This is a genomic window from Planococcus sp. ANT_H30, from assembly GCF_008369335.1.
Classification (GTDB): Bacteria; Bacillota; Bacilli; order Bacillales_A; family Planococcaceae; genus Planococcus; species Planococcus kocurii.
Map to the genome: position 1 here is coordinate 343,027 of NZ_VOBJ01000002.1, position 21,471 is coordinate 364,497.

General features: G+C 40.9%; 23 protein-coding genes and 2 other annotated features. Of the genes, 1 reads left to right on the forward strand and 22 read right to left on the reverse strand.

Translation table 11 applies throughout. The features are described 5' to 3' along the window. Positions 1 to 29: 29 nt before the first annotated feature. From FQ085_RS07600 to FQ085_RS07630, 7 genes are all read right to left on the reverse strand, one after another. Positions 30 to 797 (reverse strand): TrmH family RNA methyltransferase, encoded by a 768-nt coding sequence (locus tag FQ085_RS07600; protein ID WP_149456316.1) that lies wholly within the window; start codon positions 795 to 797, stop codon positions 30 to 32. Positions 798 to 967: 170 nt separating this feature from the next. Beyond that, positions 968 to 1,411: a small multi-drug export protein gene (locus FQ085_RS07605; protein ID WP_149456317.1), complete on the reverse strand. Its 444-nt coding sequence runs from the start codon at positions 1,409 to 1,411 to the stop codon at positions 968 to 970. Beyond that, positions 1,408 to 1,911 (reverse strand): hypothetical protein, encoded by a 504-nt coding sequence (locus FQ085_RS07610; protein WP_058385698.1) that lies wholly within the window; start codon positions 1,909 to 1,911, stop codon positions 1,408 to 1,410. The genes FQ085_RS07605 and FQ085_RS07610 overlap by 4 nt, the downstream gene beginning before the upstream one ends. After that, positions 1,901 to 2,116 (reverse strand): helix-turn-helix transcriptional regulator, encoded by a 216-nt coding sequence (locus tag FQ085_RS07615; protein ID WP_149456318.1) that lies wholly within the window; start codon positions 2,114 to 2,116, stop codon positions 1,901 to 1,903. The genes FQ085_RS07610 and FQ085_RS07615 overlap by 11 nt, the downstream gene beginning before the upstream one ends. Before the next feature lie 679 nt (positions 2,117 to 2,795). Then, a complete protein-coding gene (locus FQ085_RS07620; protein WP_262499772.1) occupies positions 2,796 to 3,494 on the reverse strand; it encodes a nuclease-related domain-containing protein in 699 nt (232 codons plus the stop codon). Between the two features lie 235 nt (positions 3,495 to 3,729). Continuing rightward, a complete protein-coding gene (locus FQ085_RS07625) occupies positions 3,730 to 4,818 on the reverse strand; it encodes a M42 family metallopeptidase (protein WP_058385702.1) in 1,089 nt (362 codons plus the stop codon). Positions 4,819 to 4,894: 76 nt separating this feature from the next. Next, a complete protein-coding gene (locus tag FQ085_RS07630) occupies positions 4,895 to 5,380 on the reverse strand; it encodes a dUTP diphosphatase (RefSeq protein WP_058385703.1) in 486 nt (161 codons plus the stop codon). Positions 5,381 to 5,473: 93 nt separating this feature from the next. Here FQ085_RS07630 and FQ085_RS07635 point away from each other — a divergent pair, with 93 nt between their 5' ends. Then, positions 5,474 to 5,860 carry a sigma-w pathway protein ysdB gene (locus FQ085_RS07635; RefSeq protein ID WP_149456319.1) on the forward strand — a complete coding sequence of 129 codons (387 nt, stop codon included), beginning with the start codon at positions 5,474 to 5,476 and terminating at the stop codon, positions 5,858 to 5,860. A gap of 9 nt (positions 5,861 to 5,869) precedes the next feature. On the opposite strand, the gene FQ085_RS07640 is transcribed toward FQ085_RS07635, so the two are convergent. From FQ085_RS07640 to hflK, 15 genes are all read right to left on the reverse strand, one after another. Next, positions 5,870 to 6,148: a DUF1294 domain-containing protein gene (locus tag FQ085_RS07640; RefSeq protein WP_058386924.1), complete on the reverse strand. Its 279-nt coding sequence runs from the start codon at positions 6,146 to 6,148 to the stop codon at positions 5,870 to 5,872. A gap of 369 nt (positions 6,149 to 6,517) precedes the next feature. Then, a complete protein-coding gene (gene rplT, locus FQ085_RS07645; protein ID WP_058385705.1) occupies positions 6,518 to 6,877 on the reverse strand; it encodes a 50S ribosomal protein L20 in 360 nt (119 codons plus the stop codon). A 167-nt stretch (positions 6,878 to 7,044) separates the two neighbouring features. Beyond that, complete coding sequence (rpmI, locus tag FQ085_RS07650; protein WP_008432253.1) at positions 7,045 to 7,245, reverse strand: 50S ribosomal protein L35; 201 nt, start codon at positions 7,243 to 7,245, stop codon at positions 7,045 to 7,047. 27 nt (positions 7,246 to 7,272) lie between these two features. Continuing rightward, entirely contained in the window at positions 7,273 to 7,779 is a 507-nt protein-coding gene (gene infC, locus FQ085_RS07655) for a translation initiation factor IF-3 (RefSeq protein ID WP_038703546.1), read from the reverse strand. A gap of 83 nt (positions 7,780 to 7,862) precedes the next feature. Then, positions 7,863 to 8,003: a sequence feature (ribosomal protein L20 leader region), on the reverse strand. A gap of 57 nt (positions 8,004 to 8,060) precedes the next feature. Next, complete coding sequence (gene thrS / locus FQ085_RS07660; protein WP_149456320.1) at positions 8,061 to 9,989, reverse strand: threonine--tRNA ligase; 1,929 nt, start codon at positions 9,987 to 9,989, stop codon at positions 8,061 to 8,063. Between the two features lie 219 nt (positions 9,990 to 10,208). Next, positions 10,209 to 10,446 (reverse strand) — a binding site (T-box leader). 62 nt (positions 10,447 to 10,508) lie between these two features. Next, positions 10,509 to 11,444 carry a primosomal protein DnaI gene (gene dnaI, locus FQ085_RS07665; RefSeq protein ID WP_058385708.1) on the reverse strand — a complete coding sequence of 312 codons (936 nt, stop codon included), beginning with the start codon at positions 11,442 to 11,444 and terminating at the stop codon, positions 10,509 to 10,511. Continuing rightward, positions 11,445 to 12,815: a replication initiation and membrane attachment family protein gene (locus FQ085_RS07670; RefSeq protein WP_149456321.1), complete on the reverse strand. Its 1,371-nt coding sequence runs from the start codon at positions 12,813 to 12,815 to the stop codon at positions 11,445 to 11,447. 11 nt (positions 12,816 to 12,826) lie between these two features. Then, the gene (gene nrdR, locus FQ085_RS07675; RefSeq protein WP_058385710.1) at positions 12,827 to 13,303 is read right to left on the reverse strand and encodes a transcriptional regulator NrdR; all 477 of its coding nucleotides are present in this window, start codon (positions 13,301 to 13,303) and stop codon (positions 12,827 to 12,829) included. 114 nt (positions 13,304 to 13,417) lie between these two features. Then, positions 13,418 to 13,801 (reverse strand): adenosylmethionine decarboxylase, encoded by a 384-nt coding sequence (speD, locus tag FQ085_RS07680; RefSeq protein WP_058385711.1) that lies wholly within the window; start codon positions 13,799 to 13,801, stop codon positions 13,418 to 13,420. A gap of 316 nt (positions 13,802 to 14,117) precedes the next feature. Then, positions 14,118 to 15,137, reverse strand: coding sequence for a glyceraldehyde-3-phosphate dehydrogenase (locus FQ085_RS07685; protein ID WP_058385712.1), 1,020 nt, complete (start codon positions 15,135 to 15,137; stop codon positions 14,118 to 14,120). 102 nt (positions 15,138 to 15,239) lie between these two features. Continuing rightward, positions 15,240 to 15,845 carry a dephospho-CoA kinase gene (gene coaE, locus FQ085_RS07690; protein ID WP_149456322.1) on the reverse strand — a complete coding sequence of 202 codons (606 nt, stop codon included), beginning with the start codon at positions 15,843 to 15,845 and terminating at the stop codon, positions 15,240 to 15,242. A gap of 9 nt (positions 15,846 to 15,854) precedes the next feature. Next, positions 15,855 to 16,724 (reverse strand): bifunctional DNA-formamidopyrimidine glycosylase/DNA-(apurinic or apyrimidinic site) lyase, encoded by an 870-nt coding sequence (mutM, locus tag FQ085_RS07695; RefSeq protein WP_149456323.1) that lies wholly within the window; start codon positions 16,722 to 16,724, stop codon positions 15,855 to 15,857. A gap of 15 nt (positions 16,725 to 16,739) precedes the next feature. Continuing rightward, entirely contained in the window at positions 16,740 to 19,376 is a 2,637-nt protein-coding gene (polA, locus tag FQ085_RS07700; RefSeq protein WP_149456324.1) for a DNA polymerase I, read from the reverse strand. Positions 19,377 to 19,442: 66 nt separating this feature from the next. Then, entirely contained in the window at positions 19,443 to 20,414 is a 972-nt protein-coding gene (gene hflC / locus FQ085_RS07705; RefSeq protein WP_149456325.1) for a protease modulator HflC, read from the reverse strand. Further along, the gene (gene hflK / locus FQ085_RS07710) at positions 20,414 to 21,379 is read right to left on the reverse strand and encodes an FtsH protease activity modulator HflK (protein ID WP_078080302.1); all 966 of its coding nucleotides are present in this window, start codon (positions 21,377 to 21,379) and stop codon (positions 20,414 to 20,416) included. The genes hflC and hflK overlap by 1 nt, the downstream gene beginning before the upstream one ends. Between the last annotated feature and the right edge of the window lie 92 nt (positions 21,380 to 21,471).

Here is a 21,471-nt window from a genome sequence, read left to right on the forward strand (position 1 = left end):
TATACGAAAGTTCTAGACTTTTATCAAACTTAGTTTTTAGGAACCAAGCTATACAAAAGAATCCCTGTCGCCACTGCAACATTCAGTGATTCTGCGCTACCGTATAGCGGGACCATCAAATTCTGATTGGTTTGCTGCAAAAGTACAGCGTCAACGCCACTGCCTTCATTGCCAACAAGTAAAGCAAACTTTTCACATGTCTCAACTTCGTGAACCGGTGTCGAGTTATGAAGCGCTGTTCCAAAGATTTGGATATCATTTGCTTTAGCTTGCGCTGTCCATTCAATCAGCTCGCCTTTAACAACAGGAATCTGAAAATGTGAACCTTGAGCAGATCGAACCGTTTTCGGGTTGTAAGGGTCTGCACAGCCTTTTCCAAGAATGACTGCGTCCATGCCGCTTGCTGAAGCTGTCCGAATCATCGTCCCGATATTGCCAGGATCTTGAACAGCATCAATCATCAATAGCTTAGACCATGTTTTTTGCTCATCTTCTGTAAATTCGGGTTGTGCACAATGCGCGAAAATTCCCTGCGTGTGCTCAGTTTCCGAAATTTCCTTCGCTACTCCTGCCGTGACCGAATAATGAGGAACGCCTTCAATATCCCAGTCTGCTGGGATATCTACGCCTTCGCGGACAATCAATGATTTGACAAGATCTTTTTTACGCAAGGCTTCTTCTGTCAAATGAAAGCCTTCGACTAGGAATTCTGCAAATTTATCGCGTTCTTTTCGTGTCGTTCCAAGCTTTTTCCAATGCTTGACGAGCGAGTTTTGGTTAGATTCAATTCTTTTCATTATAGCTTCACGCCTTTATTTCAGAATAACACCAGTATAACATACCCAAAAGCGCAATCACCTAGAAGTCGATGTCGAGCTATTGCCACTTTACTTATGCAAGATATTTTGACGAACCAACATTTTTCGCCACGTATTAATGAGATCTAAGCAACTTTACCTTCATTTATTCAAGCCGTAAAAAAATCAAATCCAAGCGCTGTCAAAATACCGAATGCTAATGTCCAAGCAGCAATGCTAATCGTCAGCCAAACCGTCGTGTTCTTTTTAGTAGCACCAAGTGTCATCCCGATAAAAGCTGCAATATGTGTACCAATTAAAATAGGTCCAAGCATCGCTAGTCCCGGCAGACCGTACTTGTTCCAAATTCGTTTGGCCCGTTCACTTTTTTTCGAAGTGGCTTTACCTTTTGCTTGTTGTCGTTTTGTGTACCAAAGTTGGAAGCGGTCAAAGCCAATAATTAATGCCAGGACGGTGACCATATTTCCAACAAATGCAAGTACCATCACCCATAACGGGGATAACCCCCAAACAACGCCAAGCGGAATAACCAACGCAATTTCAAACCACGGAATGGCCGCTCCTAAAAAAACGAGAAAATATTCATAGATCATTCATCTTCCTCCTTTAAATGCGCGCGAATTTCTCTGTAGTAAATGACGTATTGAAGTAACGCGACTACCAAAATGGCAAGCACGGTATAAATCCGTGGCAGCGGCGAAAACATTGCAAATACTGCGAGTGCAGGCAAACTCCAAGTCATAAAGGTATAGACTTTTTGAGAAGCAATGCGCGTAATATGTGTCATGCCTTCATCTTGTTCTAAATATTCAGGTGGACGAATTGCAAAAGACGGAATTTTTTGTGTTGGATACAGCTTGTTATGGCGTCTTATTTTCATGTAAAAAATGAACAACATGATCAGGTATAAAATGATTGACCCTACAATAACAAATCCTTGAATGACGCCATACTCAACTAATATGCTTTGTTCTATTTCTGTATTGACAATTTCAGTCGTTTCGGGTGAATTGACTCCGAACAAGAAAATTCCTAACACCATGATAAATCCCATCATCCACAATGGATACTGCATACGAAAATCATTTTTCATGTCCTCCGTCCTCCTCTAACCAAAATAAGTCGTTGATGTTCGTCTGAAGAGCTTTTGCGAGTTTTAACGCTAAGATAATTGAAGGGGAAAACTCCCCTTTTTCAATAAAAGCAATGGTTTGTCGCGTGACATCCACTTGCTTGCCGAGATCGCTTTGGGTAAAGCCGTAACGAGCTCTTAGTTCTTTTACTCGGTTCTTAAGCATCTTCTTCATCCACCCTTTTATGTTCGGTTTATATTACATAATGTATATTATACTTAACATTATGTCAATTATTATGTACATTTTCGAAGCTAGAGACGCTTTATTTGCGGATTGAATGACTTTGTTTGCGCGATAAAATCGGTTGTTTACATTATCTCGCGCTTTGTTTGCGCAAGACGAGACGTTGTTTGCAAAACCAAAAAAAGCTTCTCACTTGAGTGAAAAGCGAACCTTAAAATTAATAGTGCTCCAGAAGCTTTACACAAGAGCGCGACTATTCGTCTACTCTTTATTTGCGGATTGAGCGACTTTGTTTGCGGGATACACTCGGTTCTTTACATTATCTCGCGCTTTGTTTGCGCAAGTCGATACGTTGTTTGCAAAATCAAAAAAAGCTTCTCACTTAAGTGAAAAGCTAGTCTTTTTTCTTTAACTGATAGGTTCGATTGCGCAATGCACCAGCTGTGTCAAATTCGAAAGTCGACAATAAGCGAGACGCTACAAAAGGCGATTCGATATTACAATACTGCCTCAACATCTTATTACTCAGCTGATTATGAACGAGCGAAAAATATTCCCGAATCGTCGTTTCAAATGCATTTATATCTATCGATTGGCACAATTCGCATATCCAGCCACATCGTTTTTTTCGAACCATTCGCAGGCTTTTGCATGAATCTCAAAAAATACCGGTCTGTAGTTCGCCAGGATTTATAGCATACAGCTGACATAAAGGAAGTCGCTTATAAGGAGTTTGATGTTTTTGAAGAAGTTTATCGATTTTCACTAAATTCGGTCGGATATTCGAGTCGGGGAAAGAGGAGAGTATGTTGAGTAAATAATCGATTAGTTGATAAGTTTTACAAACATCGGTGGTTTGCGGTTTCGTAATAAATTCACATTGTTTGGATGTGAATACAACAATTCCTTTGACCGGCAACTGGATTTTATGCAGTTTGAAAAATTTCGTTAAAAAGCGAATGTGTTTATTTAATTGAATCGCGGGATCTTCCATCACGGTCCGCACGCCTTCTACATCTGTTCGAGCAAATTCGCCTGTTTGATTATCGAAATGTAGCCGTCCACTAATGTTTTTCGACTCAATAATAATCACACCACGTTCTGTTAGCAGCAATCCGTCCATTTGGATTTTCCACTCACCAAGTGATAAGCAAACATTCTGCAAAAAGCGGTAGTTTTCTTCAGGGCTGAATTCAACCAGCTTTCGTACCAGTCTAGCTTCTCCTCGTTCTCCAGCAGCGCTTCGGTACAATTCGACTTGAAGAAATTGGCGTTGTGGATGCTGCTCTGGCAACCGGTATAATAACCTTTCGAGCGCTGTTGTTTGAGATAATAAAACGAGTTCTTTTTTGTGCATAGAGCACCTCCTATCAGAATAAATAGAGTATAGCATTCTTTTTAAAACCTGAAAATCTCTAAATGGATGCTTTTCGTAAACGAAAAGCGAAAAACCTTTAGTTGTTTGCGAGATACACGTAGTTCTTTGCGCTATCTCACTGTTTGTTTGCGGCAAGAAAGTCTTTATTTGCGCAAAAGATCACTTTGTTTGCACAACAAAGAAACCCCTCGCCAAAGCGAAGGGTTTCCGGATTTTATTCGAATGTAATACGCGCGACGGTATCTTTATCTAGCTTTTTGATCACTTCGATGATTAATTTCACTGCATTTTCGTAATCATCGCGATGCAAGATTCCAGCGTGCGAGTGAATATAGCGAGTAGCTACGCCGATTGCAAGTGCAGGAACGCCGTTTGCTGTTAAGTGAATGGACCCAGCGTCAGTTCCGCCGCCTGCGATCGTTTCAAATTGGTACGGAATGCCCGCTTCTTCAGCCGTATCGACCACAAGTTCGCGCAAGCCGCGGTGAGATACCATTGAAGCATCGAAAAGCAATAGTTGTGGGCCATCTCCCATTTTACTGTTCGACTCTTTGCTCGTAATGCCTGGTGTGTCTCCTGCAATGCCCACATCTACTGCAAATCCGATATCTGGTTGAATCTTCGCAGTCGCCGTTTTTGCTCCGCGCAAGCCGATTTCTTCTTGCACTGTTCCAACACCGTAAACGACGTTCGGGTGATTGACACCTTTTAATCCTTTTAAAACATCAATCGCAATCGCACAACCAATCCGATTATCCCAAGCTTTTGCCATTAATAATTTTTCGTTGTTCATCACCGTGAATTCAAAATACGGAGTGACCATATCTCCTGGTGTGACTCCCCACTCTTTTGCTTCTTCACGGGAAGAGGCACCAATATCAATAAACATATCTTTGATTTCAACAGGCTTCTTACGCGCTTCTAGTGAAAGAATATGCGGTGGTTTTGAACCAATTACGCCTGTGATTTCTTTACCGCTTCGTGTTGTAATTGTCACGCGCTGCGCTAGCATAACTTGTGACCACCAGCCACCTACTGTTTGAAATTTTAAAAATCCTTTATCATCAATTTGCGAAATCATAAATCCAACTTCATCCAAATGACCTGCTACCATAATTTTAGGTCCGTCAGCTAATCCTTCTTTTCTAGCAATCAAACTGCCAAGACCGTCTGTTTCAATCGAGTCAGCGAATGGTGTTATGTATTTTCTCATGACTTCACGCGATTGACGCTCATTTCCTGGAATAGCGTTCGCATCTGTCAACTCTTTTAGCATTAATTGTGTTTCATCCAAATTAGTCATTCCTTCGACCTCCTAAATAATTCATTGCTCACTTATTGTAAAGGAATCTCCACCAATTATCAAAACATTCGTTCTATCAATAGCCGTTGTTTTGGCGGTCGTAGTTGGTTTGGTTCTTCTGAATATAGGCTTCCAGCACTTCCTCATAGCTAAACTCTAATGCCACCGCTATTCCACCATAACAGCTCCAAATTTCCATAAAATTAGACATTGAATAATTTCTAAGGAATTCTTGAATGGCTTTTTGAGTTCGCAAAAACAACTCGGTCAAGTCTGTTTCACTAATGGGATCTGGCCAATTTTCGAGTGTGTTTAAATGCTTTTCAATACCAAGTGACAGCAAGAAATGGATAGAATCGACGTATTCCTCTAAAATAACAGCCCGACTTGATGGACCTTTTGTGCTCCAAAATTTAAAGCAGCGCGTTTCATTTGCCAGTTCCGCTAACTCTACTAGTAAAGCTAAGCCTTTTTTACGAAAAACATCTTCGTTAATTTTTTGATTGGATTGAATAAAGCGATCTAGTTCTTCCTGCATTTTAAACAATTCATGTAGTTTCATAAAACCTCTCCTTATTTCATTCATTCTTGAAACCAAACTACTTCCTAATCGTATAGTAATGAGTAGGATTATGTAAATCAGGGGGTAATTCATTTGGCTTTTCTCATACGCTTTATTGTATTGGCATTAATTATCTACTTATTTTACCGACTGATCCGTTATGTTGTAGATCCTAAAAGAAAACTCGATAACGCACTTGAATCGGGTGCTTATTATTTTTTAGACGATGTGAAAAATGTGCAAAAAAACTTTTTTATCGCACTTCGTGGCGTGTTGTTTGAAGGCGAAAAATACTTAGGCACAACTGAACACTCTTTTGAAGTCGTCTCTATTTTTGTATGGGTCGAAAAACCTGATCAATTACAGGGATTCACAAAAGCAGATTTTCATTTTCTAGAAAAAGAAATTTTGATGAATTATCCAGAAGCTTGTATAAGTTGGAAAAACCCAATAGAACAGTTAATGAAGCAAAATGGATGAGCATGAGACTCATCCGTTAACAAAAGTTTGATAACTCCACATCAAAATAAGAATATCAAGTAGAGCCAAAATCAGAAAACCAACACGAAAATTAGTATGCTTCGTTTTGTGACGAAATGCCATCATGCCCAAATAAGCCCCAATGCCGCCACCAAAAATAGCGACGGTCCACAAGTTTTTTTCAGGAATTCGCTGACCGTGACGCTGCGCTTGAGATTTATCGACTTTCATCATAACGAAAGCCATCGCTGTTACAATTGCAAAATAACCAACAATAATCAAAAACATCGGATTTTCCTCCATAAGAAAAGACTGACGAAAATTCGTCAGTCTTTTTATTATAGCGTTAAATGCTAGTGCATTGCAGCTTTCTAGTTGTGTGATGTCTATGAACTGCAATGAACAGGCACTTTCGCTTTTATTATCTAGCTGCAATGACCTGCTCCTCGGGTCATAAGCTGCCCTTCCTACGCGGCTAAAGCCACTAGGGAAGTTCATCTTATGCCTATCGGAGCAAAACGGTCATTTCCGCTTTTATTATCTAGCTGCAGTGCCTAGACCCTCGGGACTTAAGTCAGCCCACCTGTGCGACAAAAAACGCCGCTTTGGTGGTCTGTCTTAAGCCTGTCGGGTCTTAACAGGCACTTTCGCTTTTAATTACTTAGTTACTGCTTTTTTTGCTTGGTCAACCAATGATGTGAAAGCAGCTGCATCAGATACAGCGATTTCAGCTAGCATTTTGCGGTTGATGTCGATACCAGCAACTTTTAATCCGTGCATAAGACGGCTGTATGAAATTTCGTTCATACGTGCTGCTGCGTTGATACGCGTGATCCAAAGTCTACGGAAATCACGTTTTTTGTTGCGACGGTCACGGTAAGCATAGTTACCTGACTTCATTACCTGTTGGTTTGCTACTTTGAAAAGGATGTGCTTTGCACCATAATAACCTTTTGCTAATTTAATGACCTTTTTACGACGCTGACGCGTCACTGTTCCACCTTTTACGCGTGGCATATCACATTACCTCCTGCTGAATATAAAAAATTCGATTTTTTGTTACATGTCTAGACTCAAGCACCCAGATTCTCGGGGTCATAAGTCAAAGTGGCTGTGCGGCAAAAAACGCTGCTTCACCTCTTCGCCTTATGCCCGTCGAATCTATACTGGCGCTTTAGCTTTTATTATTTCATGTTATAGATTAATGATTTGATACGTTTTAAGTCGCCTGAAGAAACAAGTTTCCCTTTACGAAGTTTACGCTTTTGCTTTGTAGATTTGTTTGCGAATAAGTGGCTAGTGTGTGAGCTGTGGCGTCTTACTTTACCAGTACCCGTTTTTTTGAAACGTTTTGATGCACCGCTGTGGCTTTTCATTTTCGGCATTTCGAATTCCTCCTAAACAATGATCTCTTATTCTTTTTCGTTGACTGGTGCAAGCATCAAGAACATGCTGCGGCCATCCATTTTCGGGCGCTGCTCAACTGTTGCAACTTCTTTGCACGCTTCTGCGAAACGTTCAAGTACACGTTGTCCAATTTCTTTGTGCGTAATTGCACGGCCTTTAAAACGAATAGAAGCTTTCACTTTGTCGCCTTTTTCAAGGAACTTGATAGCGTTGCGAAGTTTCGTGTTGAAATCGTGATCGTCAATTGAAGGGCTTAAGCGCACTTCTTTAACGATAATCACTTTCTGATTTTTACGGATTTCACGATCTTTCTTCTGCTGCTCAAACTTGAATTTACCATGATCCATGATCCGAGCAACCGGCGGCTTAGCTTGAGGAGCCACAAGAACAAGATCCAAGTTGACACGAGCTGCAATTTCAAGTGCTTCGATACGTGTTTTGATGCCAAGTTGTTCACCGTTTTGATCAATAACTCGCAACTCACGTGCACGAATACCGTCATTTACATTAATGTCTTTGCTAATAGTAATCCACCTCCGGATAGTGTCGCGAATAGCTTAAATGTGTGAACCGGCCGAACCGGTTTACAGGGTTCCGATCAAAACAAAAGCGGATGGACCAATGAGGTCCACCCGCAAATATGACAACACGCGTCTTTCTGCGTGTAAAAGTCAATCGTGTATACCTGCCAACAATCGGTCGATCAGGTGAGAAGCGGGTGCTCCTGCTTGCACATATAAGTATTCTATAACCTTATTCATAATATCACGCGTTGTAAAAGAAGTCAAGTTGTTTAACGAATTTCACTTTGAACCAGTTTAACAAAATCTTCAAACGGCATACTTTCAGATTTTTGTTCGCCGTATTTACGAACATTCACCGAGCCATCTTCTAGTTCTTTATCTCCGATCACAAGCATATACGGTACTTTTTGCATTTGTGCTTCACGAATCTTGTAGCCTAATTTTTCATCGCGCTCATCGATATCTACACGAATTTTATGCGACTGCAGTTTTTCTTGAAGTTCTTTTGTATAAGTACTATGAGCGTCAAGCGATACTGGAATCATTTCCACTTGGACAGGTGCCAGCCACGTTGGGAAAGCTCCTTTGTATTCTTCGATTAAGAATGCAACAAAACGTTCCATTGTTGACACGACTCCGCGGTGAATAACGACCGGACGATGCTGTTTGCCATCTTCTCCGACATAAGACAAGTCAAAGCGTTCTGGCAAAAGGAAATCTAGTTGGACAGTTGACAAAGTTTCTTGTTTACCAAGAGCTGTCTTCACTTGAACGTCTACTTTCGGTCCGTAAAATGCCGCTTCGCCTTCTACTTCCTCATAGTCAATCTCCATTTCATCCATTGCTTCTTTTAACATCGCTTGTGCACGATTCCACATGGCATCATCATCAAAGTATTTTTCTTTATCTGCTGGGTCGCGATAAGACAAACGGAATGAATAATCTTTGATATCAAAATCTTTGTAAACTTCAACAATCAAGTTGACGACTTGTTTGAACTCTTCTTTGATTTGGTCTGGGCGTACGAAAAGATGCGCATCATTCAACGTCATTCCGCGAACGCGTTGAAGACCCGACAATGCACCTGACATTTCGTAGCGGTGCATCAACCCAAGTTCAGCAATACGAATTGGCAACTGACGATACGAGTGAATACCTTGTTTGAAAATCATCATATGATGCGGGCAATTCATTGGACGCAATACCAATTCCTCATTGTCCATTTTCATCACTGGGAACATATCGTCTTGGTAATGATCCCAATGTCCGCTTGTTTTGTATAACTCCACGCTACCCATTACAGGCGTATACACGTGATCGTAGCCTAAGCGCTCTTCTTTATCGACAATGTAACGCTCGATAATGCGGCGGATTGTTGCGCCTTTTGGCAACCACATCGGCAAGCCTTGACCGACCTTTTGAGAGTTCATGAACAAATTCAATTCTTTCCCGATTTTACGGTGATCACGTTCTTTTGCTTCTTCTAGCATTTCAAGATGCGCTTTTAAATCTTCTTTTTTGAAAAAGGCAGTTCCGTAAATACGCTGAAGCATTTTGTTGTCGCTGTTCCCTCTCCAATATGCTCCGGCCACACTTAATAACTTAAACTCTTTTAATTTACCTGTTGATGGTACATGAACACCTCGGCAAAGATCGAAAAAATCACCTTGCTCATAGATAGATACTTGATCATCTTCAGGAATGGCTTCAAGAAGTTCTAATTTGTACGGATCTTCAATCGCTGCAAATCGTTCTTGTGCTTTTGCACGAGTCACGTCATGACGAATAATTTCAACATTTTCATTGATGATTTGCTTCATTTCTTTTTCAATCAATGGCAAATCCTCTGAAGTAATTGCTGACTCTGTATCGATATCATAATAAAAACCGTTTTCAATAACCGGTCCCACACCGAGCTTCGCATCTGGGTACATCCGCTTGATCGCTTGTGCCAATAAATGTGCTGTGCTGTGGCGCAATACTTCTAGACCTTCATCAGATTCTGGTGTGATGATTGCAATATCCCCATCTTCTTTTAAAGGTGCACGTAAATCGACTAATTTATCGCCCATTTTACCAGCCAATGCTTTTTTCCGTAATCCTGGGCTAATTGATTGAGCAATTTCCTCAGTAGTTACGCCTTGTTCAAACTCTTTTACTGCTCCGTCTGGGAATTTCAGTTGAATCATGTTTGCCATGTCAATCTCTCCTTTTAGTTAACTCTGGTCGAAATGTCTAAACCACAGGGTCTGGTAGACATTTCTTTATTCTTGTCTAGCTGCAATGGCCTGCTCCTCGGGTCATAAACTGTCCTTCCTGTGCGGCAAAAGCGCCGCTTCGGAAGTCCACCTTATGCCCGTCAGAGCAAAACGGCCATCTCCGCTTTTCTTTTTTTCCACAGAAAAAAGCCCCATCCCAAAAGGGACGAAGCTTTAGCTCGCGGTTCCACCCTTCTTCTATTTTGAACAGCTGAAACCATTCAAAATGAAGCTCTGCATCGGCTAACGGGCCGGTACCGTCAGCTGCTACTAAAAAACTGTTCACAGCTGCTGCTCAAAGGGGGTAAGCGAAAAAACGATACTTAAGAAGCTCACAGCCTATGCTTCTCTCTCTGAAAGTCGTAAATTCCGCTCATGTCCTTGTCAAGGCATGTAAAATCTTGGTTCGATTGTTATTACTATAAACCGAATTGTTCCAAAAGGCAATAGTTCTCGCACTTAATTTCTTCGATTGCGTCCATCAAGTTTAACTGGACTCGTTAATGCACGAATTCGTTCCATAATGCGCGCCGCTTTTAAATCTTCTTTTTCTCCGCGCTGCGAATAGGTTAAATGGTACTCCAGCTCGGTATAGCTAAAGTTTGACGACATAAATGTTGGCAGTTTTTCAGACATCCGGTAATGGAGAATTGTTCCAAGTACCTCGTCTCGTGTCCAGCTTGACATTGCTTCAGCTCCAATGTCATCTAGCATCAAGACGTCTGCTTTTTTCACATAATCCACTTTTTCCTGCAATGTTTGATCACCAATCGCCTGTTTCATTTCTCGCATAAATTCTGGAACGAACACCAACACAGATTTCACATTGATCTCAGCCAGTTCATTGGCCACTGCGCTCAATAAGTACGATTTCCCAATACCGAATTGTCCATAAAGATACAATCCTTTCTCAGGTAAATTGTCAGGACCCGTTGCTTGATCGAGGAAATCACCAACCGCTCGAAACGCTTCCATGCGACTGTCATCTAATTCAAAGCCGTCCAGTGTCGCTTGCATCACTTCTTTTGGCATATACATGCTATGGATTAAAGAAGATGCATGGCGTTTGTTGTCGTGAATATCCTTTGAGCGACATTTTGTATACGAAATCCCGATAGTTCCACGTTCTAATACAAGATTCGGCTCAAAACCTTTTAAATGATTAATACAGCCATCCAAGCTAGGGCATTTGTTGCAATCATGGGATTGGTCGATGTATTCGTATAACTTGTGAAGCCCTCTATCAATAGTAGGTGCGTCAATTTCATCTGCATGATTTTCCAAGAATTTTTGAACTCCTGCATGCGCCAATACTTCTTTACGCATTTCACCATAACGCTCAGAAAAAGCAGGGGCATTGACTACACGTTTTAAGGTTTCGCTAATCGGTTCCATTTAACCACCTTTTCCTTTCTTCAGCGCAAGTTTCGCAAGAAGTTTTTGTTTTTCTACTTCTAAGCTTTCGTTTCTTGGCTCTGCTTTAGCAACAGGTACATCGTCTTTTTTATGGAACCATTCCGGCAATCGTTCTTCACGCAGCGGCTTTTGATTGCCTGTGAATGGTTTGGCGATAGTCGTTAGCGAGCCTTCAGACTTCCACTTCATATACTGCGTGTGCTCGACACGGGCAATTTCCATTGCATCTTTTGCGGTTGTAATATTCTTGCGTAGCCAGTGCGAAGCGATTTTCTCCACATATGCTTTGGTTAGCTTCATATCGGTTCGTAGCAACACATAGTGAAGCAATACATTTACAACCGCTGTCTCCATCTTGTGGAAAGTGACTAATTGGTTTGCTAGTTCCACATCTGACGGCAACGGTTCGTGACCATCCGCAATATCTCTCAGTACTTGGATAGGAGCTGCAGTCTCTAAATAAACCAATAACTCATCTTCTTTTGTTTTTGACGTTTCGTCTGTTGCTTCAACAGGTTCTGTTGCTTTATGTACAGGAACCAGTTGCGGCGCTGTAGTGGACACTTTCATTTTGTAATGCTCGGTTGCTGCTTTTTTTAAAAGATCAGTCGTCAATTTGTAATTGTCATCAATCGCCATTAAGACAACTGTTTGCATTTCAAGCGGGTCCCAACTATACAAAAAAGCCAATTTGGCAATATAGGCTTTTATGCTGCCCGTTAATACACGTTTGGGAACTAATTGCTCGGAAAGCCCTTGTTGCAATAAACCAAAGTCAAAATCTGATTCCGTGCTGTATCCCCCATTTTTTCGTTCTTGTAAATCTTTTTTCTTAGCGGGATAGCCTGCTTTGGCATGAACTGGTTGAAAAATATCGGTAAAGGTTCTTGACACTTCTTCGTAATCAGTCGGAATCTCCGTTTCGATGGCAAAACGTTTACGAACTTTTCGGTAAGACGTTTCACCAATTTTACTAAATAAAAACATAGACAATAACGGATCCATAAAAAACGTTTTTGGATCGAGTGGCGGACACAGTTCATAGATGAAAGAACGCTCACTGCTTTGATTTTTATACGTTCTAAGCAATCCAATTGCTTCTAACTGGATTCTAGCGTCAAATATTTTCGAAATAGAATTCCCCAACATATTCATCAATGTATAATGACTCGACTCTTCACTAGTCGCTTCTCCTTCAGCCCATAAAGTTAAATACAATGCAATGGCTTCCGCACCAATCATAGGTTGATAGAGCAATGTTAGAAGTTGCCGATCGTAATTTGAAAACGGATAAGGTAAGCGAATTCGAAATGGATCAGCAGGCTGCAACTCTTTATAATATGCAGTCATAAGTCACCGCCTTAATCGATTTTCTTGTCTTCCGGAGTTTTATTTAGCAAATCCTTGAGTTCATCAATAAAAACAGTGATGTCTTTAAATTGGCGATACACTGAAGCAAAGCGAACATATGCTACTTCGTCGATTGTTGCTAGTCGATTCATGACCAATTCTCCGACTTCTTCAGATTTCACTTCTGGGTTACCCGCACGGCGAAGGTCTTTCTCAATCGTAAAGACGACTTCTTCTAACACTTCTAGAGATACCGGCCGTTTTTCACATGCGCGAATAACGCCACGCAAAACTTTTTCACGGCTGAACTCTTCACGCGAGCCATCTTTTTTGACAACAATCAGTGGCATTTCTTCCACTTTTTCAAATGTCGTAAAGCGATAACCGCAAGACTCACATTCTCTTCGCCTTCTGATGGATTTCATTTCGTCTATTGGCCGCGAATCGACAACACGTGTGCCGTTATGTTGGCAAGCTGGACATTTCATTTTTACATCTCCCTAACTTCTCTATCTCGTGTATCTAGTATAACAAAAAATCATTGAAAAAATAGAAAAAGCAGAGGATTTCATCCCCTGCTTACGTGTTTTTGGTTAAATGGATTATGCTGTTACTGAAACTTTGGATTTCTCAACACTTACTGGTCCCATACCGCGTGGTATTTCTACAAGTTCGCGTGATGTTGAACCTAGTGCGTCTGCGATATATTCCGCTGCAATAGTCGGATCTAAATCGCCGCAAGTGTAAACATCTACACTCGCATAGCCGTGTTCTGGAAAACTGTGAATAGTTAAGTGAGATTCTGAGATAATCACAACTCCGCTAACACCTTGTGGTGCGAATTTATGAAAAGCTACCTCTCTTACTTCAGCTCCAGATTTGAGTGCTGCATCAACAAAAGTTTGTTCGATAAAATCCATATCGTTTAATTTGTCAAAATCACACTGCCAAAGTTCTGCAATTACGTGACGTCCCATCGTTTCCATGGTTCGTTTTCCCCCTTTGATATCATTTTGGTTTTTGCGCAAAATATTCAAAGTTGACTACCACGGGGGAAAGTTAGTCCAAAGAGGTCCTAACCCTTTAAGCAGTCATGTGAATAAAAATCTTACGCTCCTAATTCCGAGTTACATGATGGAAATTCAGAAGTGGTAGCCATTTTTCAACTACGATTCATAGTATAAAACGTATTTATCGCAAATGCAATAATAATATCTTATTGATTCAGAATTTTTACGATCACATAGGCAGAGAAAAACCCTGTTTCTCTTTTAAAAAAACTAGAGAACAGGGCATTCAGGCTTATTTAGAAACAAGAACCATCGCATTGGCAACTTTTTTAGTCAAGTCGATTACACGTGCTGAATAGCCCCACTCGTTATCGTACCATGCCAAAACTTTTACTTTGCGATCGCCAATAACCATCGTCGATAATCCATCAACAATTGCCGAATCTGAATTGCTATTAAAATCAACAGAAACCAATGGTTCCATCGTCAAGCTCAAAATTCCTTCTAAGCTATTTTCAGAAGCTTCCTTGAAAGCTCTATTAACTTCTTCAATTGTCACTGCTGTGTTCAAGTCAACAACTAAATCGACTAAGGATACATTTGGAGTTGGCACTCGTAATGCCATACCATGAAGTTTCCCTTCCATCTCAGGCAACACCAATGATAGCGCTTTCGCAGCACCCGTAGAAGTTGGAATAATGGATTGTGCACAAGCACGCGCGCGCCGAAGATCTTTGTGCGGGTTATCTAAGTTCTGCTGGTCGTTTGTGTAAGAATGGATGGTCGTCATCAAGCCATTTTCAATTCCAAATGTATCATTCAGCACTTTTACAACAGGCGCTAGACAATTGGTCGTACAGCTAGCGTTGGAAATGATATCATGCTTATCAATGTCTAGTTTGTCATCATTAACTCCCATAACGATTGTGATATCTTCTTTTTTTCCAGGCGCTGTCAAAATCACTTTTTTAGCTCCTGCTTCTAAATGCAGCGCTGCTTTTTCACGTGAATTGAATTTCCCAGTTGCTTCGATAACGATATCAATGCCCATTTCTTTCCATGGCAAATTCAGTGGATCGCGCTCACTTACCAATTGAACCCGTTTTCCATTAACAATTAAAGCATCTTCTTCTGAAGATACGTCACCCGTAAAGGTACCGTGATTTGTGTCATACTTAATCAAATGCGCCAGGGTCTCAGCTGGATACGAAGCGTTGATTGCTGTTATTTTAACATCATCCATCAATATCGCCTGTCTGAAAACCATACGGCCAATACGGCCAAATCCGTTAATTGCAATAGAAACTGTCATGTAGGAATCCTCCGTTTGTAATTAAGTTATACTCATATTTTTAATTTCTTATATAGTATAACACAATCACCTATTTAGAGAACCTTTAAAATTACATATCTTTTATTCTTTTTCAAGGCTGGTTTGCCAATTTGCTAAAATTCGATTTAATTGGCTTTCCGTCTCGTTCAATGTACCGTTATTGTAGATAACCGCATCCGCTCCATCTTCTTTTACAGACATTGGCAGTTGTGAACTAATACGTGCTCGCGCCTCTTTTTCAGTAAAGTTGTTGCGTTCCACTAGCCGAGTAAATTGATTTTTTTCGGTAACACTGACGACTAAAATTTTATCGACCAAGTGCTGTAGGCGGCTCTCAAATAATAACGGAATATCCATGATGATGGTCTTGAATCCTTGCGCCAAAAAATCCTGCCGCTGTCGGAGCATTTCCTGACGAATTGCCGGATGAATAATATCGTTCAATATTTTGCGACTTGCCGGATCGTTAAAAATGATTTCGCCTAGTTTTGCACGGTCCATCGTTCCGTCTTCGCGCAGTATCTCATCGCCAAATGCTAAAGCGATTTGTCCTAAGGTGTCAGAACCTGGTTCTACTACTAACCGCGCGACAAGATCCGCATCAATAATCGGATAGCCTAAATTTTTTAACATTTCGGATACGGTACTTTTTCCACTGGCAATGCTACCTGTCAATCCAATGATCATTATTCATCCTCATTTCTGGCAAGTTGGGCAATATACAGATGCCCGACCTCCGATTTTCAGCGTCTTCGTCATCGTGCCACAAACCATACACTGTTTTTTTCCATACATACCAAAACGATCTTGCATGCTGCCTGATTCACCATTGATGTTGCGGTAATCCGAAATCGTACTTCCGCCTGCTTCTATGCTTTCTAGCAAAATAGCAACAATTGACTCAAATAGTTCTACTTTTCGTCTCCGACTAATGCGCCTAGCCGCTCGTTTGGGATGTATTTTCGTTTTGAAAAGGGCTTCTGTTGCATAAATGTTACCGCAGCCCGAAATAATTTGGCCGTCCATAATAAGTTCTTTGATTGCTTTGTTTTGGTATTTAGCACTCTCAGCCATCGCCAAAAAATGTTCTCGTGCACCTGGCTCAAAAGGCTCCGGTGCCATCAGCAGTAAAGGAGGGAATTCTGCCTCTTCTTGCAATACCCTCATTTCCCCAAAACGACGAATATCCGAAAACGCTAGTAAGTTGCCATCGCTCAACGTCAAAATAACATGAACGTGTCTCCGGAATTTATCTTCCGGAATAGACTGAAGCTGGTCGACGTAAAACCAAGCTCCTGACATTCCCAAATGATTAACTAATAAAAATTCATGGTCTTTTCGCAATGTAAAGTAAATATATTTGCTGCGTCGCTCGACACGGACAATTTGCGCTCCTGTTAAGCTATCAACAAAACGGTCGGCTTCCATCCGCTTAATGATTGCTTCTTTGCCATTCGCTTTCGATAAGCGAATAATGTCCGATACCGTTACTGCCTCAATTTTTTTACCAATAGAAACAGGGCGGATCTGCCGAACGACACCTTCTACTTCTGGAAGTTCAGGCATATCGTTACCCTCCGATCATTTAGTATCGTACCAAGTTGCACCATTGGCGATGTCTACTTTTAACGGCACAATTAGTTTCACTGCATGTTCCATTACTTCAGGTACTAATTTCATCAGTTTCTCCAATTCTTCAGGTGGTGCTTCAAAGATTAATTCATCGTGTACTTGCAACAGCATACGCGTTTGCATCCCTTCACGCTCGAGTGCTGCATCCATATCAATCATCGCTTTTTTAATAATATCTGCTGCACTCCCTTGAATCGGCGTATTCATCGCTGTACGCTCTGCAAAGCTGCGCAAATTAAAGTTAGAACTCGTAATATCCGGTAAATAGCGTCTCCGGTTCATCAATGTCGTGACAAATCCATCACGCTTTGCGTCTGCCACAATCGTTGTCATATAACTTTTGACGCCAGGAAAACTTGTGAAATAACGTTCAATAAAGTCTGCTGCTTCTTTCCGTGGAATGCTTAAGTTTTGAGACAAACCATAATCACTAATGCCATAAACAATTCCGAAGTTAACGGCTTTAGCAGCTCTTCGCATATCGCCTGTCACTTGTTCTACAGGAACATGAAAAACATCGCTAGCCGTTGTTGTATGAATATCTCGGTCATCTTTAAAAGCTTGCACGAGACGCTCATCTTCCGACATATCTGCCAAGACACGCAATTCAATTTGTGAATAATCCGCTGCGACCATTACCCAGTCCGGCTCTGAAGGAATAAAGGCTTTCCTGATTTTCCGTCCTTCTTCAAGGCGCACCGGGATATTTTGCAAGTTCGGATTAGTTGAACTAAGTCGACCAGTTGTTGTAAGAGCCTGTTGGAACCGGGTGTGGACTTTGCCGTCTTCGTGTACTTCTTTTAGCAATCCTTCTATATAAGTGGATAATAGTTTGCCCAATTGACGATACATGAGAATATGCGAGATGATCTCGTGCTGCCCCTCTAGTTTTTCTAGAACATCTGCTGCTGTTGAGTAACCGGTTTTGGTTTTCTTTAAAGCTGGTAATCCAAGTTTTTCAAACAGGATGACACCTAATTGCTTAGGGGAATTGATATTAAATTCTTGTCCGGCCAGCCCATGTATATCCGATTCAATTTTTTCGAGTTTATGAGACAATTCCTTGCCCATTTCGGACAATTGATCGCGATCGACTTTGACGCCTAGTGACTCCATTTGACCTAAAACTGTCGCCAGTGGCAATTCTAATTTGTCGTATAAATCAAATTGCTCGTTTTCTTCGAGTTTTTCCATAACTAATGGCCGGACTTTCCAGATAGTGCGTGCTTTTCTAGCAATATGCTCGTTTAGAATCGTTTCTTCCGGCACTTTCTTTTTAGCACCTTTGCCGTAGATTTGTTCGTTTGTTGATACGTCTCTATAACCGTACTCTTGGACAATACTCGCCATATCCGTATAAGTTAACGACGGATTCACAATATAAGCACCTAGCATCAAGTCAAAATCGACACCTTTTAATTCAATGCCCATACGTAAAAATGCGGCAGTTGCTGCTTTTGAGTCTGCCATAAATTTCTTTTTCGATGGATCTTTAAACCACTTGTTGAATTCTTCTGATTGCTCAACAACTGTCATTGGAATTACATAGGTTTCTGTCTCCGTCGCTAAAGAAACACCAAGTAAATCACAGCTATGGTAATGTTCATCGTATAACTCTAGGTGAACAGCCATCTCGTCTTTTAATATAGCTGGGTCAATGGCAGTCAGTACCTCGAAGTGCAATTCCTCTTTAACTGTTTCTTCTGCTGTATATTCCATTTTTTCTAGTAAAGATTTAAATGCCAATTCCGTCCATACTTTTACCAATTCGTCTTGATTTGGTCCAGCATAACTCAATTCTTCAATGCTAATTTCAATGGGGGCATGTCGTTCTATGGTCGCCAGTTGCTTGCTGATATAAGCAAGATCTTCATTGGCGACTAGTTTTTCTTTCATCTTGCCTTTTTGCAAGTCAATTGCTTCATAGACACCTTCAACTGAACCGTGTGCTGCTAATAATTTTAGCGCTGTTTTTTCGCCGACACCTGGCACACCCGGAATATTATCCGATGCGTCGCCCATCAGACCTTTCATATCAATAATCTGATTGGGTGTCAGGCCGTATTTTTCTTTAATATGCTCGACTGTGTACTTTTCGATATCCGTGATCCCTTTTCGCGTGATAAAGACGGTCGTCGTTGATGATGCCAATTGCGTCATATCCTTATCTCCAGAAATAATCACAACTTCATCACCCGCTTGTTCTGCTTCAAGACTCAAAGTTCCGATAATATCGTCCGCTTCGTAATTGTCCAATTCATAGCGTTTAATGCCGTAAGCATCAATCACTTTTCTCAGATAAGGAAATTGTTCCGACAACTCAGGCGGCGTTTTTTGTCTCCCGCCTTTATACTCACTAAATGTCTTGTGACGGAAAGTCGTTTTGCCTGCATCAAACGCCACAATCATATGCGTTGGTTTTTCTTCTTCGATTATTTTTTGAAGCATCATCGTAAATCCATAGACAGCATTCGTGTGAATGCCATTTTCATTGGTCAATAGCGGCAAGGCGAAAAACGCACGATATGCCAAGCTATTGCCATCTAATAAAAGTATTTTCTTTGCCACAAAATTACCCCTCTCCATAAAAAAAGCCATCATTCCCTCTATTTTACCACGCGGGCAAATAGAAGAGAAATGACGGCTCTAGCCTTATTCGAAATTACCGGATAAGATTTCTGCGTAAGGTGAATCAGATGGTAAAACGATGACGGTATCATCACCAATTGTTTTCTTATAAGATTCTAGTGAGCGATAAAGCTCATAGAATTCCGGATCTTTTGAGAACGATTCGTTATAAATTTTAGCAGCTGCGGATTCGCCTTCTGCTTGGATTAATGCGGCTTCTTTACGCGCTGTAGCAATTACTTCTTGTGCCTGTCGATCAGCTTGTGCTTCCATTTCACGCTTTTTCGCATCTCCCTGAGATAAGTATTCTTGAGCCGTGGATTCACGTTCTGAAATCATCCGCGTATAAACAGACTGCTCATTTTCTTCAGGTAAATCTGTTCGTTTTATCCGAACATCCATCACTTGAATACCGTATTGATCTTTGTTTAGCAATTCATTCACTTTCGCCGTGACAGCATCGTTCACACTGCCCCTAGAAGAGTTCTCATCATTAATGATTTCATCGTAATCTAACTGGCCCAGTTCTGTACGAACTACCGAGTAAATAAATTCTTCCATTCGGGATTCAGCGTTGACGATTGTCCCAGCATTTGAAATCAAGTCAAGTGGATTGACAACATGCCAAACTGCATAATTATCGATGATGATTCGTTTTTTGTCTTTCGTATTAATTTCCGCTTCTGAAACATCGTAAGTCATTTGATAGTTCGGCAAAGTCGTAACGCTTTGAATAAAGGGTATTTTCATGCGGATGCCTGGCTCTTCTTGAATTTTCACCACTTCACCAAATTGACGAACAACTCGGTATTCATTTTCTTTTACAATATACACATTCGTTAAGACTATTAACAAGAGAACAAATGCTACAACTAAACCGACAATCAATTTCCAGTATTTCTTGAAGTCAACCGGATCTCTCGGTTCTTTTTTCTTTTTTGGCCTATCATAAGGGTTGAATTTTTTCACTTCTCCTAAAGGTTTGTTTGGTTCCATTAGTCGCCACTCCCTTCTTCAGTTTCCGCAACCGGTGGGATAGTTGTCTGCAATCCTTCAAGTGGCAAGTATTTCATCGTTCCACCTTCATCGTTCATAATATACAATTTGGCGTTTGGCAAGACTGTTTCTAAGGTTTCCATAATAATCCGTTGCTTTGTAACTTCTGGATTGTTTTCGTATTCTTTATACAATTTATCAAATAATGCAACGTCTCCTGTTGCTTGTTGAATACGCGTTACTTTTTGACCTTCTGCACGTGAATTAATCGCAGCTTTTTCTCCTAAGGCTTCGTTACGTTTTTGGTTTTCGTATTTTTTGGCTTCGTTGATTTTCGTGTTCATCGTTTCTCTAGCATCTGTTACATTCGTAAATGCCGCGCGCACTTCTTCGTTCGGTAGTTCTACATCTTGGAGTTTGACAGCTAACACAGTTATGCCGATATCGTACTTCTCAATTAAAGAAGCAAGCAGATCGCGTGTGTCCGATTCAATTTCCGCTTTTCCGGATGTTAGTGCGTCATCAATCAGCGAGTTGCCGATAATTGAACGGATAGATGCAGATGTTGCATCATGCAAAATATCTTGAGGAGCTTCTGCATTAAATAGATATTTCTTAGGATCCGTGATTTTCCACTGAACAATTAAGTCCGTAAGAACGATGTTTTCATCTCCTGTAATCATCTTAGTTTCTTTGTCGAATGCCACAATTTCACCTTCGTCGTTTTGGTTGTAGCCGAATTTCAAGCTGTAAGTTTCTTTTGAAAGAATTTCTGCTTTTTGAATTGGCCACGGCATTTTAAAATGTAAGCCAGCTTCAGTATTCGTTTCATTGGCTACACCGAATGTAATAATGATTGCTTGTTCGGATTCATCTACCGTGTACCAAGAAGTAAAAATCGCAATCAGCAGAAGAATTCCCGTAATTGATAAACCAATCACCGCTAGTAGTTTTTTAGTTGTCATGATGGCCCCTCCTTTTTTCTTGTTACTGACTATACGGAATAATAGTGAAATAGTTTCAGAAAAATAGAAAAAGAGTCCGGGGGAAGGACTCT